The organism is Azospirillum canadense, from assembly GCF_025961225.1.
GTDB lineage: Bacteria > Pseudomonadota > Alphaproteobacteria > Azospirillales > Azospirillaceae > Azospirillum > Azospirillum canadense.
The window spans coordinates 930,686-946,995 of sequence record NZ_JAOQNG010000007.1 but is presented as its reverse complement, the minus strand read 5'-3'; the positions used below and the strand labels follow the sequence as shown (position 1 = coordinate 946,995).

Genomic DNA, 16,310 nt, shown 5'->3' with positions numbered 1-16,310 from the left:
TCGTCCATCGCCCTCGCAACCGAAGGAGAGCTTGTCGTCCTGCGCTCAGGTCGCCGATCCGGTGACCAGCGCGGCCCTGATCATTGTCGTTTCATCGTCCAACCTCTTTGTTCGACTGCCGGGACCACCTCTTCGTCCCGACCTGCCCTTGCCCAAAGCACCGCGCACAACGCAGGGCAAGGCTGGCCCGCCAGGGCCACCGCCGAAGGCGGCATGGCCTTGCCCGAGCGAGCACGGTGCTACCCTGCCGCCGGTCGGGATCACGGGGGGAAGCCGTCGCGCCCATGGCCGTCTCACGCCGCAGCCGGTTCGGCCGCCGTGCCGGGCCGCCGGTAGTCCTCGCCACGGGTCATCACGGCCCAGGCGGTGCGGGCCAGCTTGTTGGCCAGAGCTACCACCGCGACGTTGAAGGGGCGGCGGCTCAGCAGCCCGGCCAGCCAGGGCGCGGTCTTGCCCTGCCAGCGCATCACCGTCCGGGCGCCATTCACCAGCATCCGGCGCAGGTAGCCGTCGCCCGCCTTCGAGATTCCGCCCAGGCGCTCCTTGCCGCCGCTCGAGTGCTGGCGCGGCACCAGGCCGAGCCACGCCGCCAAGTGGCGGCCCGATGCGAAGACGGTCGCGTCGCCGATCGTTGCGGCCAGCGCCGTCGCGGTGACCGGCCCGATGCCCGGGACCGTCATCAGCCGCCGGCACACCTCATCCGCCTTGGCCTGCTCGGCCAGCCGAGCGTCCAATTCGCCGACCCGCCGTTCCGTGTCGCGCAGGTGGTCGACCAAGCCTTGAAGGACCTCCCGGGCCAGGGCGGGAATCCGCGTGTCCTCCGGGTCGGCCAGTACGGCGGTCAATTCGGCAACCTTGCCGGCCCCCTGCGGCGCGACAATGCCGAACTCGGCCAAGTGCCCACGCAACGCGTTGATCACCTGCGTCTTCTGGGCGCCCAGCACCTCGCGCACCCGGTGGACCACCAGGGTGCCCTGCTGCTGCTCGGTCTTGACCGGCACGAAGCGCATGCTCGGCCGCTGCACGGCCTCGCAGATCGCCTCCGCGTCGGCCCGATCGGTCTTGTGGCGCTTCACGTAGGGCCGGACGTACTGGGGCGCCATCAGGCGCACCGTGTGGCCGAACCGGGCGATCTCGCGCGCCCAAAAATGCGACCCGGCACAAGCCTCCATCCCGACCACGCACGGCGTCAGGGTGGCGAAGAACACCAGCATCGCATCCCGGCGCAGCCGCTTGGTCGTCACCACCTTGCCGTGGACGTCGACGCCGTGAACCTGGAACACCGACTTCGCCAGATCGAGACCGATAAACGCCGCAGTCATGGCACAACTCCCGTCATGAGATGAACCTGTCCGTTATCTGGCACTGCCGTGCCGAAAACGGGGGACGTCCATCTCATCAAAGTCTAGCGGGGCTGCAGCGGGGTCAGCGCCGCCAGGAACCGGCAGCGCTCGTCGACGAAGCGGAAGACGTCGGCGACGCCGCGCGCCGGCAGCTTGGCGTAGAAGGCGGCCTGCAGCGCGTCCTCCTTGTCCATCCCGGGATTGCGCCACGCCAGGGCCTTGCGCTCGGCGTCGTAGTCGAGGTGCTTGAGCTTGCCCTGGCGCAGGTCGCGGTCGAAGGTCAGCAAAAGCCGATGCAAGTCCGTGCACAGGCCGTCGAGCGTCGCGTCCACGGGTTGGCGCGCCCAGGGACTGTCGAGGTCCCTGAGCACCGCGGCCGCCCGGTCCGACGCGACCAGCTCGTCACCGAAACGGCGATGGCGGATGCTGTCGTCCAGGTGAAGTTCGCCGGTGGCGAGGCGCTTGCGGAGCTGCCGGTAAATCCAGAATTCGTAGCGGTCCCCGCGCAGGCCGGTCGGCTTGCCATCCTTATCGACCTCGAGCAGATGCGGGCGCAGGCGTTCGGGTATCGTGTTCTCCGGGATCGCGCCGAGGGGGCTTTGGGCAAGGCTCTGCTGGCGAGAAAATACGCCCTTCATCCACGCCAGGGCCGCGAGCCAGGGACTGTCCGCCGTCGCGGCCGAAACGTCGAACGCCATCGCAAGCGGGCGCAGGTGCCTCTTGCAGCGGGCCGCTGCACGGTCCACTGCCTGCCAACGCAACTCGAGCAATGCCCAGCGCCGTAGCCGCGAACACCTGATCCCGGCCGAGATCGAGCGGCTGGTTGCCGCGGCGCGGCGGCTCGGCCGCCACGGCCACCGCGACGCCACGATGATCCTGCTCGCCTTCCGCCATGGACTGCGGGTTTCGGAGTTGGTCGGTCTGCGCCGCGAGCAGGTGGATTTGCGCCAAGGGCTCCTGCACGTGTGCCGCCGCAAGAACGGACTGGCGAGCCCCCATCCCCTGCGCGGCCCGGAGATCCGGGATCTGCGCCGGCTGATGCGCGAGGACCCGGACACGCCCTACGTCTTCGTCTCCGAGCGCAAGGCGCCGATGACCGCGGCCACCTTCCGCAAGCTGCTCGCCCGCGCCGGCGTGGCGGCCCGCGCGACGGCGTGAGTTCGACTATGTGCTCGTCTGGAACACGGCCGCGGACAGCGCGTTCACCAGGGGTTGACGATGGTGACCAGAGCGATCCCGTCCAGCACTTCCACTCCCACCAGGAGCATGCCTCCGTCGGGCTGCCGCGCACCGGGGGGCAGACCGGCCCCGGTCACCGGTTCACCACCGCATTGAAGCGGCGCCGGGTCTCCGCGTAGGACTCAAACCCGTCGGGCGTGTCAGTGTCGCGTGGAGCGGGGCCGTCCGCGAAGGTGGGGTAGTCGGTATAGCCGCTCACGCCGCCCGTGTAAAAGGTGGCGCGGTCCGGAATGGCGAGCGGGTGCCCGTGGGCGAACCGCTCCACCAGATCGGGGTTGGCGATGAACGCGCGGCCGAACGCGACGAGGTCCACAGCGCCGGACGCGATCGCGGCGTTGGCGCTGTCCTGCGTGTAGTCGACGGCGCCGATCAGCGTTCCCGTGTAGCGTGAGCGGAAATAGGACGCGACGGACGGGGTCACCAGCTCCGGCGGCAGCTGGTCGGTGGCGTTGATCGGCTCCATGACGTGGAGGTAGGCGAGGTTTAAGGCGTTCAAGCGGCCGACGACATGGTCGAAGAGCGGGAGGGTCTCCTCGTCGAAGAGGATGCCGGATAGTCCATGGACGGCCGGGTTGATGCGCACGCCGATGCGATCCGACGGCAGCTCCCGCGTGACGGCGTCGATCACGTCGAATAGGAAGCGTGCGCGATTTTCGACGGAGCCACCATAGGCGTCCATGCGCGTGTTCATGCTGCGGGCGAAGAACTGATGGAAGAGGTAGCCGTTCGCTGCGTGCAGTTCGACGCCGTCAAACCCGGCCGCCAGGGCGTTCGCCGCGGCGCGCCGGAAATCGCCTACGATGCCCGCAATCTCCGACAAAGACAGAGCACGGGGAGTGACTGTGGCCTGGAAGCCGTTTGGCGTGTAGGCCATTGCCTTGGGATTGATCGCCGAAGGCGCCACCGGCAGCTCGCCGCCCAGAATGTCGGGGTGCGATACCGCGCCAACATGCCACAGCTGCGCGAAGATTTTCCCGCCGCGGGCGTGAACGGCCGCCGTGACCTTCGCCCAGCCGGCGACCTGGGCCGCCGAATGGATCGCAGGAACATGGATGTAGCCGGCGCCTTGTGGGCTGACGTAGGTCCCTTCGCTGATGATCAACCCGGCGCTGGCCCTCTGCGCGTAATATTGCGCGACGAGATCGGTCGCCGCGTTTTCCGGATTGTCGCCGCGATTGCGTGTCATGGGCGCCATCACGACGCGGTTGGCGAGATCAAGAGATCCGAGCCGATAGTGTTGGAGCAGCGGCTGAGACATAAAGCATACCTCAAGTAAATGTTCTTGGTAGACCTCGCCGCAGCGCCAGCGAGGCGTTCGTTCCACCCATCAATGAGTATGAACCACACAGGCCACGACGCAAGGCACCGCCAGCCTATCGGCAGTATAGGGACTCTCTATGCTTGTCTGGCCCGCTCCGACCTGCAGCGAGAAGGTTTTGACACGGGTGCCGCCGCTTGTCTTCTTTGCTTGAGAACACCGTGAATCAATCAACGTTGCGCGGTGCCGTGATCGCCGGAGGGAAAGCAAGAGCATGCGCCATGCCTGCCGCGTGCCGCTGCCCCGGTGCGATCCGCAATGCGCAAAAAATGGGAGGCGACATGGACCAGTTCAGTGGAAAGGCTGTCCTCATCAGCGGCGGCGCGCGCGGCATCGGGCGTGCGGTGGCCTTCCTGTTCGCCCGGCGCGGCGCCAAGGTGGTGATTGGCGACGTGCTGGCGGACGAGGCAGGCGCCACCGTCGCCGCGTTGCGTGCCGAGGGCCTGAGCGCCCGCTGCGTGCCGTTGGATGTGTCGTCGGCCCCGGCTTGGTCGAACGCCGTGCGCGAGACGGTCGACTGGGGCGGAGGCGTGCACGTCCTCGTGAACAACGCCGGCATCCTGGTCCGCAAGCACATCGAAACCTACAGTGAAGACGAGTGGCGGCGGGTTCTTGACGTCAACCTGACGGGAAGCTTCCTGGGGATCCGGGCGGTCGTCCCCCACATGCGGGGAAGCGGGGGGGCCATCGTCAACATTGCCTCGAACGCAGCGTTTTCCGGCCATCCTGACCCGGCCTACAGCGCCAGCAAGTGGGGCCTGCGCGGGCTGACGCGGTCGGCCGCGCTGCAATTCGCGGCCGACGGCATCCGCGTGAACTGCGTGTGCCCGGGGCTCGTGAGCACCGACATCATCCGCGGCGGCCGGCACGTCGAGACGATGGTCGGCATGACTCCGCTCGGGCGGATGGCGGACGCCGACGACATCGCTTCAGCTGTCGGCTATCTCGCCGGCGACGCAGCGCGGATGATCACCGGCGAGGAGATCATCATAGACGGCGGATTCACCTCGGGAGCGGCGTACTGGAAAACCGCCGTGGACGCCGACTCCTACCGGTAAAGCCAAGTCCGAACTGGCCACGTTGCGCGCGCAACGGCACCGGATCGGCGCCCGCCCGGGGTTAGCCTGGGCGGAGGTCGACGCTGCTTGCCGGCTAACCAACATCAACAATCAGGGGAGGCTCTGCCGTGCTGCTTCGGCACAAAATTCCGGCTGTGCTGGTGGCGTCGACGGTCATCACCGCCGTGGTGCTTGGCGTGTACGCCTACGTAACGGCCTCGGCGCGTCTGCGCGCGGCGGCGAATGACAAGCTGCTGGCGCTGGCCGACGCGCGCGAGACGGCCGTGCGCGCTTATCTGCAAGGTCTTGAAGGCGACATCGCGCTGACCGCCGGCACGAACTCGATGCGGGAGGCGGCGGTGGCTCTGGGCAACGGATGGCGCACCGAAGCCAGTCGTGGCGATCCGGGCGTCGCCCTGCGGGCGCGCTACGTCCACGGAAATCCTTTTCCGCCCGGCGAACGCCAGCGGATGGACAAGGCGGAGGGGAACGCGCTGTACGACATCGCGCACCAGAACCTGCACCCGTGGATGCGCGATCTGATGCAGCGGCGCGGCTTGGCCGATGTTCTGTTGCTGTCGCCGGACCGGACGGTGCTCTACAGCGCCGCCAAGGGCGACGACTTCGCGGCGGCCTTGCCGCCGCCACTGGACGCCATTTTGGACCAGGTCCGCAGCGGCGGGCGGGCGGACGCTGTCCGCGTCACCGATTTCGTCTCCTACGGGGCCGCCTGGGGTGTCCCGTCGGCGTTCCTGGCCAGTCCGGTGGCGATCCCGCTGCCCCACGGCACGACGCGGCTCCTGGCGGTTCTCGTGTTCCGCCTATCGGGGGATGGGCTGAGCCGTATCATGCAGGCCACCGACGGCATGGGGCAGAGCGGCGACACGTACCTCGTCGGCGCGGATGGGCGTCTGCGCAGCATTCCGCGCCTCGCTCCGGAGCAGCCGGTTCTGGCCCCGTACGCCGGTGGCGCAGATGAGACTGACGGACGCGGTGCATCGGTCGCGGTAGCGCGGAGCGTCCAGGGCACCGCGACGGCGCTCGTCGCCGTTCGGCCGCTGCGCTCGGCGGCGCTGCCGTGGCGGGTCCATGCCGAGGCGTTGCTCGATGAGGTGCTGGCGCCGGTCGATGCCATGCGCCGTCGGATGGTCGTCGGCGGCGGCCTGCTGCTGCTCGCCGTCAGCGTCGCCGGTGTGCTCCTCGCGCGCCGCATCACCCAGCCTCTGTCGCGCATGACCCGCGCGATGGAGCGCTTGGCCGCGGGGGAGCGGAACCCCGACATCCCCGCGCATGAGCGCTCCGATGAGATTGGCACGATGGCGCGCGCCATACGCGTTTGCGCGGAGGCGCTGACCGACGCTGACGCGCTGCACGCTGAGCAGGAGCGCGTCCGCGCCGCTCGGGACACGCGGGCGGCCCGGCTCGAGCGGATCATGGAGTCCTTCGACGGCCGGGTTGGCCCCATCGTGCGTGCCGTCGCCGACGCGGCGGAGGGGCTCGAGAACGCCGCCGGCGCAATGAGCAGCGGCGCTGACCAAACCCAGCGCGAATCGGCGGTCATGGCCAAGGCCGCCGGGCAGACTGCGTCGAACGTCGAAGCCGTCGCTGCAGCGGCGAGCCAGTTGACCAGCTCGGTCGGCACCATCGCGCTCCGGATGAAGGACTCGGACCGCATCACGCGCGAGGCCGTCCGGGCCGCCGACGCGGCCGGCGGCACGATGACGACTCTGGTGGACGCGGCGACCCGGGTCGGCGATGTCGTGCAGTTCATCCAAAACATTGCCGCGCAGACCAATCTACTCGCCTTGAACGCGACGATCGAAGCGGCGCGGGCGGGGCAGGCGGGCAGGGGGTTCGCGGTCGTGGCCGGCGAGGTCAAAACTCTGGCAAGCCAAGCGGCGAAGGCGACCGAAGACATTTCGGTGCAGATTGCCACGATGCAGGCGGTCACCGGGGGCGCCACGGCCGCGATCGGACAGATCACGCGGGTCATCGGAACGATGGAGCGCATCACCGAGGGTGTGGCGCACGTCGTCAACGAGCAGGAGGCCGCGGCCGATCAGATCGCAGGAAACGCCCGGAAGGCCGCAGCGGCGACCCAGTCGGTTCTCGCCGTCATCGATCAAGTGGCGGCGGGGGCGGGCGCGACGAAGACGACGGCGAGCGACGTGCTGTCGGCTTCCCGGGCTCTGTCCGCACAGGCGGGACGCCTGCACGCGGAGATCGAGCAGCTGGTCCTCGACATCCGCTCGGCTTGAGCCGCGACACAGTCGTGTCACGGTCGGCACCCGCACACCGTCGGGAGCATTCGGGCATCATCGTGGGGCCCTATGGCCCTTAAAGGCGGCTGGTCGAACGCAATTGCTCCGCGTGCCAACGTTTTGATAACGTCAGTTAAACGGAATGTCTTGCTAAAAAACAACACGGCGGCAAGTAATAGTCGAATGCCGTAATGACTAGTTGCCGCCTCACAAAGGATTCTTACCAAGATGACCTCTGCAAAGCCCCACATTGAAATGGCCTCCATCAACCTTGCCGAGGGCTGGGAACAACTTCCCGGCTTTCCGGCCGGCATTGAGGTGAAGCCGCTGGTCGACGACCTGGACGAGGCGACCCAGACGGGGTCGAGGACGCGTCTGGTCCGGTTCCTGGGCGGCGCTCGCACGACGAGCGAGCTGGTCCATGACTACTCCGAAGAGGTCTTTGTGCTGCGCGGGGATCTGGTGCCGGCCACGGCCGGCGATGGCGAGGGCACCCCGTCCCCCAGCTACACGTATCGGCCGCCCGGCACGCCGCATGGTCCGTTCCTGTCCCGGGAAGGCTGCATTCTGTTCGAGATCCAGTACTACGGGCGAACCTGAGGAACCACGTCGGGCGCCCTATGAGTGCAACAGGGCGCCCCTATGGTCCCGCGTGTCGCCCTGTTCGGCGCACCATCCGATTGTTAAGCTCCACAACGATCAGCAACAAGACCGGTGTGAGGGGCGATCGGCATCCGCCGACGCTCGCGCTGGCTGGGCTCCTGCATCCCAGCAATCCTGTTCAGTCGCGGGCCGGCGGACCGGCTTGCCGCAGCCCGACCAAACCGGCGCAGCGCGCGCTTTCATGGGCAGCCAGCCGCCGGTGTCCGGCGCACGTAATGGTCACCGGTGGATGCCGGGGTTGAGTCAGCGCGCTTCAAGGAGTCAAGGCATGTTTGAAATGACGGAACGCACGCAGCGTCTTAAGGACGATTTCATTCGCGTCCGGGGTTATTGGAACGAGTTCTGGGATGGGCTTCTCCAACTGAGCCCGGATTTCTTCGAGGCATACCTGAACCTGTCGTCGGTGCCCTGGACCAAGGGTGTCCTCGATCCGAAGGTCCGGGAATTCATCTACATCGCCATCGACGCGTCAACGACTCACCTCTATGAGCCGGGGCTGCGCATTCACATCCAGAATGCGCTGCGGCTCGGCGCGACCAAAGAAGAGATCATGGAGGTGTATCAGCTGACCAGCGTGCTCGGCATGCACACCTGCACGTTCGGCGTCCCGGTGCTGCTCGATGAGTTTCGCCAAGCCGGACGCGGCGCGGAGGTCGAGGTGCCGTTCGACGACCGGCGGCTGGCCCTCAAGGAAGATTTCATCGCCAAGCGCGGCTATTGGAACGCGTTTTGGGATGGGCTGCTTGCCCTGGATCCCGACTTTTTTGACGCTTATCTGCGCTTTTCCTCAGTTCCGTGGACCCGTGGTGTCCTGGAGCCCAAAATCAAGGAATTCATTTACATCGCCATCGATGCCGCCACCACGCACCTCTACGAGCCGGGGCTGCGCATTCACATCCAGAACGCTCTCAAATACGGCGCGACCAAAGAAGAGATCATGGAGGTGTATCAGCTCACCACGGCGTTGGGCATGCACACCTGCACCTTGGGCGTGCCGGTGCTGCTCGACGAATTGGAAAAGCGGGAGCGGGGCGGAACGGCGCCCGCCGCCTAACCGGAAGCGGACGCTCCACGACGGCGCGCATCAGAACACAATCAAAGGGAGGAACTCGTGACGCTTTGTAGTCTCGCTCTGGATCTGCGCCGCATCGCGTCCAGCACGATCCGTCTGGCCCGCGCTCTGCCGGTTGTGGTGCCGGTCGCCGTGGGTCTGTCGTCACCCGCCGTGGCGCAGTCGTCCGGCGTCTTCCGCATTGGCTTGGCGACGGATATGTCGTCCGGCTACAGCGACTTCACCGGAAAGGGGTCGGTCGCCGCGGTGCAGATGGCAATCGAGGACTTCGGCGGTACGGTGCTGGGGAAGAAGATCGAACTGCTGACCGCGGATCATCAACTGAAGCCGAGTGTCGGATCGGCCATCGTCACCGATTGGTTCGACCGCGACAACGTGTCCATGGCGCTGGGGCTCGCCGGTTCGTCGGTGGCGCTGGCGGTGCAGGCGATCGCCAAGGAGCGCCCAAAGAAGTTGTTGATTCACACCGTCGCCCAGACCTCGGATCTGGCCGGCAAGAGCTGCCTTCCCAATTCCATTCACTGGACGCCCGATTTCTACGCGCTGGCGGTGGCCGTCACCAAGCATGTCACCGAGCACGGCAAGAGGACTTGGTACGTCATGATTCAAGACACCGCTGCCGGTCCGCCGGCCCGCGCGGCGGCGCTGCGCGGCATCGCCAGCGGCGGCGGCAAAGCGGTGGGCGAGATCGCCGTGCCGCTGAACGCGGGCGACATGTCATCCTACGTCTTGCAGGCGCAGGCCTCCGGCGCCGCGAACGTGGCCATCGGCTTTGCCGGCGTCGACATGGTCAACGTCGTGAAGGCCGGCACCGCGTTCGGCCTGCCGCAGATGGGCATAACCTTCGCCAGCCTGAGCATGTTCAACAGCGCGCTGCGCTCCATGGGATTGGAACTGGGTCAAGGCATCGTCTTCACCACGCCCTTTTACGAAGAGTGGAACGATCAGACCCGCGCCTGGTCGAAACGGTTCCGGGAGCGCACCGGCCAGTCGCCCGATTACACGCACGTCGGGGAGTACGAGGCGACGCTCCACTACCTGAAGGCCGTTCAGGCCGTGGGGACCGACGACGCGAGCGTCGTCGTGCCCGCGATGAAAGCCAATCCGATCGACACCATCGCCATGAAGGGGGGCGTCATCCGCGCCGACAACCAACTCGTCCGGCCGATGTATCTGGCCAAGGCCAAGGCGCCGTCGGCGTCGAAGGGGCCAAACGACTTGTTCGAGGTGATCGGGACCGTTCCGCCCGAAGAGGCCTTCTCGCCGCTGAGCGAAAGCGACTGCCCAATGGTCAAGAAGTAGCCCGCGACGGCGGGCGCCCCCAAGCGGCCGCGCCCGCCACCTCCCTTTCATTCCGGCGTCGGGTCCCATCCGACGTCCGTCCGTCCGGACAGCATCGCAATGAGCCCTTATATTTTGGAAGCGGACGCCCTGCGCAAGGACTTCGGCGGCTTCAGCGCCGTCGCCGGGGTCAACCTTCGCATCCAACGCGGCACCATCCACGCGCTGATCGGCCCGAATGGCGCCGGCAAATCCACGGTCTTCAACCTGCTCACGAAATTTCTTCAGCCAACCGGTGGAACGATCACGTACAACGGGCAGGACATCACGCGGCTGCGGCCGGCCGCGGTCGCCCGGCTGGGCATCGTCCGCTCCTTTCAGATTTCCGCTGTGTTTTCCCACATGACGGTGCGCGACAACCTCCGCGTCGCTCTGCAACGCCGTCTCGGCACGTCCTTCCATTTCTGGCGCGACAGCGCAGGTCTGGACGTGCTGGATGGGCGCGCCGAGCAACTGATCGCGGCCGTTGGCTTGCAGGACGCCATCGACGTGATCGCGGCCGAACTGTCGTACGGACGGCGCCGCGCGCTGGAGATCGCCACGACGCTGGCACTCGACCCCGAACTGCTGCTGCTGGACGAGCCAATGGCTGGTCTCGGCCGCGAGGACATCGGCACCATCTCGGACCTCATCCGCCAAGTCGGCGAGCGCTACACCGTGCTGATGGTGGAGCACAACCTCTCGGTCGTCTCCGCTCTGTCGAACCGGATCACCGTCATGGCCCGCGGGCAGGTCCTGGCGGAGGGCAGCTACGCCGAAGTGTCTGCAAACCCGGACGTGCGGTCCGCCTACATGGGGGCGGCACATGCCTGACGCCAGCCCGACGGTTCCGCCCTTGCTGTCCGTGCAGCGGCTGTGCGCCTGGCACGGCGAATCCCAGGCCCTGCACGGTATGACGTTTGAGGTGCGCAAGGGAGAGGTGGTGACGCTGCTCGGTCGGAACGGTGCCGGGAAGTCGACCACACTCAAGTCGATCATGGGCCTGATCCAGCGCCGCAGCGGCGAGGTGACCTTCGCGGGCCGGAACGTCATTGCGCTGCCGCCGGAGGCCATCGGCCGGCTCGGGATCGCGTTTTGCCCGGAAGAGCGGGGAATCTACGCCAGCCTGACGGTCGAGGAGAACCTGATGCTGCCGCCGAAGGTGGCGCCGGGGGGCATGACCGTCGCAGAACTCTATGACCTCTTTCCCAACCTCCGTGAGCGCCGGCAAAGCTTCGGAACGCGCCTGTCCGGCGGCGAGCAGCAGATGCTCGCCATCGGCCGCATCCTGCGCACCGGAGCGACGCTGCTGCTGCTGGACGAACCGACCGAGGGTCTGGCGCCCGTTATCGTCGACAAGATCGGGGCGGTGATTCAGACGCTTAAGGCCCGCGGCTACACGATCCTTCTGGTCGAGCAAAACGCCCATTTTGCCGCGACGGTCGCCGACCGCCATTACATCGTCGAACACGGGCAGGTTGTGGACATGATCCACCAAGCGGAGTTCAGCCGCAGCGGCGACCGCATCGACGCCTACCTCACCGTCTGATCTGCACCGTCTGATCGGGGGCGGGCGGCACGGACCGATGCTTCCGCGCATACCAGAAAAGCTCAATGGGGGGAACGATGCCCGACTTTCTTCATGTTCTGCCACCGGCTCCGGTTCTGTTCGGGCAACTCCTGATCGGCCTGATCAACGGCAGCTTCTACGCCATGCTGAGCCTCGGCTTGGCGGTCATCTTCGGCCTGCTCAACATCGTCAATTTCGCCCACGGCGCGCAGTATATGCTGGGGGCGCTGTGCGCCTACGTGCTGCTGACCGCGTTCGGTATCGGCTACTGGCCGGCGCTGGTCATCGCGCCGGTCGTGGTGGCGGCGTCCGGCATCGCGCTCGAACGGATCCTGCTGCGCCACCTCTACCAGGTCAATCACCTTTACGGCATGCTGCTGACCTTCGGCGTGGCGCTGGTTGTCGAGGGATTGGCGCGCCAACAGTTCAGCGCGTCCGGGAATTCCTACGCAACGCCTGCGACGCTGACGTCTGCCTGGAACCTGGGTTTCATGTTCCTGCCGGTCTACCGCGCCTGGGTGATCGGCGGCTCGCTGGCGATCTGCCTGCTCACCTGGTTCATGATCGAACGCACGCGGCTTGGCGCCCAGCTGCGCGCCGCGACGGAGAACCCCTTGCTGACCCGCGCGTTCGGCATCAACGTGCCGCGGCTGGTGACGGTGACCTACGGCTTCGGGGTCGGATTGGCGGCGTTGGCCGGCGTCATGGCGGCGCCGGTGTACCAGGTCAACCCGCAGATGGGATCGGACATCATCATCGTCGTCTTCGCGGTCGTGGTGATCGGTGGCATGGGGTCGATCATGGGCGCGATTGTCTCGGGCTTCGGCCTCGGCATTGCCGAAGGCTTGACGAAGGTCTTCTATCCGCAGGCATCGACGACGGTGGTGTTCATCATCATGGCGGTCGTGCTCCTCGTCCGGCCGAACGGGTTGTTCGGCAACATGGCGGCGGCCCAGCAGGGGCACGCGACGGGCGGCGAGGCGCTTGTCAAGGCCCGCACTCCGGTGGCTCGGCGTGCCCTCCTCCTCGCGGCCCTTGTGGCCGGCCTGCTGGCCCCGTTCGCCGTCTACCCGCTGTTTTTGATGAAGGTGCTGTGCTTCGCGCTGTTCGCCAGCGCCTTCAACCTGCTTCTGGGGTATGGCGGGCTGCTGTCGTTCGGGCACGCGGCGTATTTCGGCGGCGCCAGCTACGTCACAGCGTACTGTGTCAAGCTGTTGGGATTTGATCCGGTGTTGGGCATCGTGGCGGGAGTTCTGGGAGCGGGAGCGCTCGGTACGGTCTGCGGCTACTTGGCCATCCGCCGGCAGGGGATTTACTTCTCGATGATCACCCTGGCCCTTGCGCAGATGGTCTATTTTCTGGCGGTCCAGGCCCCCTTCACCAACAACGACGAGGGCATCCAGGGCGTTCCGCGCGGCACGCTGTTCGGTCTCGTGAATCTGAACGACCCGCTTGCGATGTACTATTTCGTTTTCGCCTGCTTTGCTATCGGGTCGCTGGTCGTGTACCGGGCGATCAATTCGCCGTTCGGCAACGTCCTCAGGAGCATTCGGGAAAACGAGGCGCGGGCCACATCGCTGGGCTACTTCACCGAGCGCTACAAGCTTCTTGCCTTCGTGCTCTCAACGATGATCGCCGGGCTGGCGGGATCGCTCGATGCCCTCGTCTTCCAACTGGCGTCGTTGACCAACGTGCACTGGACCATGTCCGGCCACGCCGTGCTCATGACCATCCTCGGTGGAGTTGGGACGATCAGCGGTCCGCTCGTCGGCGCGTTCATCGTGGCCGGCATGGAGAACTACCTTGCCCACCTCGGATCCTGGGTCACGGTGATCCACGGAGGGATCTTCATCGTCTGCGTGATGGTGTTCCGCCGTGGTATCGTTGGCGAGACGGCCCAGTTGGTTCTGGCGTGGTCCAAGGCGTCCCGACCGCCGGTCGACGTGGGCCGTTTCAGACGGAGGTTTCAGTAATGGGGAGTACCGGCGCCTGGACCGGATGGTGACCGGTACTAAGGCCCGGTTTCCAGAACTCTCCGAGGTCAGCTGCGAGCGTGATCAAGTAACCGCATGCCGGTTCCCGTGCCTTTGGCATGGGAGCGGACATGCGCGCGCAGGCGGTAGAGCTGGTGGCTGGCATCATCGACCGGATCGAGCCCCGGCACCCCGGTCCGGGGCGCCCCCCGGTGCCGACGGCGGAGGTGATCCGGACGCTCGGCTTCTTTGTGCGCGAGGGTGTCCAATGGCGGGAGTTGAAGGCTGCGGACGGACGCGCCTCGGGCTCCACCCTGCGCCGCCGCCTGGACGAGTGGCACACCACGGCGTTGCTGCGCCGTGTCCATGCCGTCCTCATCCGCATGGCGCGCTCCGGCCCCGACGCCGCCGCATGGGACGTCGTGGTGGACAGCTGCTCGGTGCGGGCCAAGCGGGGCGGCGAGTTGACCGGGGCGAACCCGACCGACCGCGGTAAGCCCGGGACCAAGTACCACGTGGTCGTCTCGACCGATGGCCTGCCGCTGGCGGTCGTCCCTTCGCCCGCCAATGTGCATGACACCAAGCTCTTTCCGGATCTGCTGCGCCTGGCCCAGGTTGTCTGCGCCGCCATCAGCAGGCTCTACGCGGACGCGGGTTACGACAGCGCCGATAACCGCTGGCTCTGCTTGCGCGACGGCATCCAGCCGCACATCCGCAAGATCGGCGAGCCCCACGGCTCGGGGCTCGGCAAAGTCCGCTGCGTCGTCGAGCACGGCTGCGCTTGGCTGCTCGCAAACAAACGCCTAGATCGACGGCAGGACAGGTTGGGGCGGATCATACTCGCGCTGCTCACCGCCGCGGCGATCTTCATCGTCGCCAACCGCCTCAGCGCATTCTGAAAACCGTCCCTAAGGAAACCCCTTGGCTCGAGTCTTCTCGGATCGGTGGTGGCGGTCGGCGACCGAAAGAAAAGCCGTTCTGGCCGTCTGTATTCCTCGCGGATCGTGCCTACATGGCTGACGCTCCCGCCAGCGCACACCAGCACGGCCGGCGCCTATACCCACCAAAGGGTGACCTGTTCTATTGGCTTCGCGCGGAATTACAGCGTGCTAGACTTGGACATGAGACGAGAGTTCGCATCAAAACAGGAGCGTGCCCCAGTTCTTCAGTTGGCCGGACAGAATACTCAAGATCTAGGCCAGCGAGACCTGCACCTGCGTCAGTGTGCCGTTGATGGAGAATGCCGCCGACCACGGTGGGTCCGCTGGAAACTTGCGGTTCGGCGGCCGGCCGGTCGCTTCATTGGCGCCTCTGATGAACGCGATGGTGACCACCATCTGCGGTGGAATCAACGAAATACAACGCAACAACATTTCCCGGCAAGTCCTCGAGCGGCGCACCTGAGCGGAGGCGTTCGGGCAACACGGTCAGGAGGTTCGTCGTGAGCGAGAGTCTGGTTATCGATGTTCCGGAGGATGGTTTGCGGGTCATGACCATCGCACGCCCCGAACGACGAAACGCCCTCGACCGCGCCACCTACGGCGCACTGCGCGCGGCCTTGGCGGCCTTCGCAGACGACGCGGCGGTGCGCGCCGTGGTCCTGCAGGGCGCGGGTGGAGATTTCACCAGCGGCACCGACGTTGCGGATTTCCGCGATGTGGCGAACGCGGAGCGGCCGAGCGCGGGGGTGTTGTTCCTAAAGGACCTAGCGCGCTTTCCCAAGCCGATCGTCGCCGCAGTCGAGGGGCACGCGATCGGCATCGGCACGACGCTACTCCTCCACTGCGATCTGGCCTACGCGGGCCGCGGCGCACGGTTTCGCCTGCCCTTCGTTGCTTTGGGGCTGTGCCCGGAAGGGGCGTCCAGTTACCTGCTTCCGCGTTTGGCGGGGGCCAAACGGGCCGCCGAACTGCTGATGCTCGGCGACCGCTTTGACGCCGACGTTGCGGAGCGGGTGGGCTTGGTGAACGCCATTACTGATGAGGGCGGTGCCTTTCCGCAAGCCTTGGTCCAGGCGCGCCGGCTGGCGGCCCTGCCGGCGGCGGCACTGGTGGCGACGAAGCGTCTGCTGATGCGCAGCACCGCCATGGCTGTGGCCGAGTCCATCGATGAAGAGGCGCAGCTGTTCCAGACGCTGCGCCGCAGCCCCGAGGCACAGCAGGCCTTCGCCGCGTTCCTGATGCGATGAGCCGCCAAGTGTTTTCTCGTCCGTTCCACGGCATCGCGCCAGAAGATGGGCACAGACTGTTGAACGCCGGCCGCAGGGCCGGCCTAGTTCGGGATTGACACATGGTCAACATTGAGACCGTTGGCATCGTTGGCGCCGGCGTTATGGGGGCGGGAATCGCCCAGGTCATGGCGCAAAGCGGGTTGAGCGTCCTTGTTGCAGGATGTCCGTCCCGGGGGCACCCGCGAGGCCCGTGACAAGGCGCTTAACATGATCGCGCGTACACCGGGTACTTGGGCTGCCCTTGACGGCCCCCCATCGCCGCG

16 protein-coding genes are annotated in these 16,310 nt (G+C 66.6%); 12 read left to right on the top strand and 4 right to left on the bottom strand.

Features of this window, described 5'->3' with window-relative positions:
• Positions 1-293: 293 nt before the first annotated feature.
• Positions 294-1,322, bottom strand: a complete 1,029-nt coding sequence (locus tag M2351_RS32005; protein ID WP_264660044.1) for an IS110 family RNA-guided transposase — start codon at positions 1,320-1,322, stop codon at positions 294-296.
• A gap of 83 nt (positions 1,323-1,405) precedes the next feature.
• Positions 1,406-2,041, bottom strand: coding sequence for a hypothetical protein (locus tag M2351_RS32000; RefSeq protein ID WP_264660043.1), 636 nt, complete (start codon positions 2,039-2,041; stop codon positions 1,406-1,408).
• Between the two features lie 22 nt (positions 2,042-2,063).
• Between M2351_RS32000 and M2351_RS31995 the strand changes: the two genes are divergently transcribed.
• Complete coding sequence (locus M2351_RS31995) at positions 2,064-2,501, top strand: tyrosine-type recombinase/integrase (RefSeq protein ID WP_264660042.1); 438 nt, start codon at positions 2,064-2,066, stop codon at positions 2,499-2,501.
• Between the two features lie 154 nt (positions 2,502-2,655).
• On the opposite strand, the gene M2351_RS31990 is transcribed toward M2351_RS31995, so the two are convergent.
• Positions 2,656-3,840, bottom strand: a complete 1,185-nt coding sequence (locus tag M2351_RS31990; protein WP_264660041.1) for an alkene reductase — start codon at positions 3,838-3,840, stop codon at positions 2,656-2,658.
• Positions 3,841-4,121: 281 nt separating this feature from the next.
• On the opposite strand from M2351_RS31990, the gene M2351_RS31985 reads away from it, so the two are divergent.
• The 9 genes from M2351_RS31985 to M2351_RS31940 all read left to right on the top strand — a co-directional run bounded on the left by M2351_RS31985 (position 4,122) and on the right by M2351_RS31940 (position 14,716).
• The gene (locus tag M2351_RS31985; RefSeq protein ID WP_264660040.1) at positions 4,122-4,958 is read left to right on the top strand and encodes an SDR family NAD(P)-dependent oxidoreductase; all 837 of its coding nucleotides are present in this window, start codon (positions 4,122-4,124) and stop codon (positions 4,956-4,958) included.
• Between the two features lie 128 nt (positions 4,959-5,086).
• A complete protein-coding gene (locus M2351_RS31980) occupies positions 5,087-7,216 on the top strand; it encodes a methyl-accepting chemotaxis protein (protein ID WP_264660039.1) in 2,130 nt (709 codons plus the stop codon).
• 231 nt (positions 7,217-7,447) lie between these two features.
• Positions 7,448-7,819 carry a cupin domain-containing protein gene (locus M2351_RS31975; RefSeq protein ID WP_264660038.1) on the top strand — a complete coding sequence of 124 codons (372 nt, stop codon included), beginning with the start codon at positions 7,448-7,450 and terminating at the stop codon, positions 7,817-7,819.
• A gap of 205 nt (positions 7,820-8,024) precedes the next feature.
• Entirely contained in the window at positions 8,025-8,936 is a 912-nt protein-coding gene (locus M2351_RS31970; RefSeq protein WP_264660037.1) for a carboxymuconolactone decarboxylase family protein, read from the top strand.
• 57 nt (positions 8,937-8,993) lie between these two features.
• Entirely contained in the window at positions 8,994-10,256 is a 1,263-nt protein-coding gene (locus tag M2351_RS31965) for an ABC transporter substrate-binding protein (RefSeq protein ID WP_264660036.1), read from the top strand.
• 99 nt (positions 10,257-10,355) lie between these two features.
• Positions 10,356-11,108, top strand: coding sequence for an ABC transporter ATP-binding protein (locus tag M2351_RS31960; RefSeq protein WP_264660035.1), 753 nt, complete (start codon positions 10,356-10,358; stop codon positions 11,106-11,108).
• Positions 11,101-11,823, top strand: coding sequence for an ABC transporter ATP-binding protein (locus tag M2351_RS31955; protein ID WP_264660034.1), 723 nt, complete (start codon positions 11,101-11,103; stop codon positions 11,821-11,823). Before M2351_RS31960 ends, M2351_RS31955 begins: the two co-directional genes overlap by 8 nt.
• A 65-nt stretch (positions 11,824-11,888) precedes the next feature.
• Complete coding sequence (locus M2351_RS45510) at positions 11,889-13,817, top strand: ABC transporter permease (protein WP_454464599.1); 1,929 nt, start codon at positions 11,889-11,891, stop codon at positions 13,815-13,817.
• Between the two features lie 131 nt (positions 13,818-13,948).
• Positions 13,949-14,716 carry an IS5 family transposase gene (locus M2351_RS31940; RefSeq protein ID WP_264657561.1) on the top strand — a complete coding sequence of 256 codons (768 nt, stop codon included), beginning with the start codon at positions 13,949-13,951 and terminating at the stop codon, positions 14,714-14,716.
• 294 nt (positions 14,717-15,010) lie between these two features.
• Here M2351_RS31940 and M2351_RS31935 read toward each other — a convergent pair whose 3' ends face one another.
• Positions 15,011-15,154 carry a hypothetical protein gene (locus M2351_RS31935; protein ID WP_264660033.1) on the bottom strand — a complete coding sequence of 48 codons (144 nt, stop codon included), beginning with the start codon at positions 15,152-15,154 and terminating at the stop codon, positions 15,011-15,013.
• Between the two features lie 104 nt (positions 15,155-15,258).
• Here M2351_RS31935 and M2351_RS31930 point away from each other — a divergent pair, with 104 nt between their 5' ends.
• Both M2351_RS31930 and M2351_RS45335 read left to right on the top strand, forming a co-directional pair.
• Entirely contained in the window at positions 15,259-16,005 is a 747-nt protein-coding gene (locus M2351_RS31930) for an enoyl-CoA hydratase-related protein (protein WP_264660032.1), read from the top strand.
• 101 nt (positions 16,006-16,106) lie between these two features.
• Entirely contained in the window at positions 16,107-16,241 is a 135-nt protein-coding gene (locus tag M2351_RS45335) for a 3-hydroxyacyl-CoA dehydrogenase NAD-binding domain-containing protein (RefSeq protein ID WP_406567460.1), read from the top strand.
• Positions 16,242-16,310: the final 69 nt, after the last annotated feature.

Coding starts and splice junctions, on each gene's coding strand:
- M2351_RS32000 (WP_264660043.1), bottom strand. CDS start 2,041: ATGGCGTTCGACGTTTCGGCCGCGACGGCGGACAGTCCCTGGCTCGCG.
- M2351_RS31940 (WP_264657561.1), top strand. CDS start 13,949: ATGCGCGCGCAGGCGGTAGAGCTGGTGGCTGGCATCATCGACCGGATC.
- M2351_RS31985 (WP_264660040.1), top strand. CDS start 4,122: ATGCCTGCCGCGTGCCGCTGCCCCGGTGCGATCCGCAATGCGCAAAAA.
- M2351_RS31960 (WP_264660035.1), top strand. CDS start 10,356: ATGAGCCCTTATATTTTGGAAGCGGACGCCCTGCGCAAGGACTTCGGC.
- M2351_RS31975 (WP_264660038.1), top strand. CDS start 7,448: ATGACCTCTGCAAAGCCCCACATTGAAATGGCCTCCATCAACCTTGCC.
- M2351_RS45335 (WP_406567460.1), top strand. CDS start 16,107: ATGGTCAACATTGAGACCGTTGGCATCGTTGGCGCCGGCGTTATGGGG.
- M2351_RS31990 (WP_264660041.1), bottom strand. CDS start 3,840: ATGTCTCAGCCGCTGCTCCAACACTATCGGCTCGGATCTCTTGATCTC.
- M2351_RS32005 (WP_264660044.1), bottom strand. CDS start 1,322: ATGACTGCGGCGTTTATCGGTCTCGATCTGGCGAAGTCGGTGTTCCAG.
- M2351_RS45510 (WP_454464599.1), top strand. CDS start 11,889: ATGGGGGGAACGATGCCCGACTTTCTTCATGTTCTGCCACCGGCTCCG.
- M2351_RS31935 (WP_264660033.1), bottom strand. CDS start 15,154: ATGGTGGTCACCATCGCGTTCATCAGAGGCGCCAATGAAGCGACCGGC.
- M2351_RS31955 (WP_264660034.1), top strand. CDS start 11,101: ATGCCTGACGCCAGCCCGACGGTTCCGCCCTTGCTGTCCGTGCAGCGG.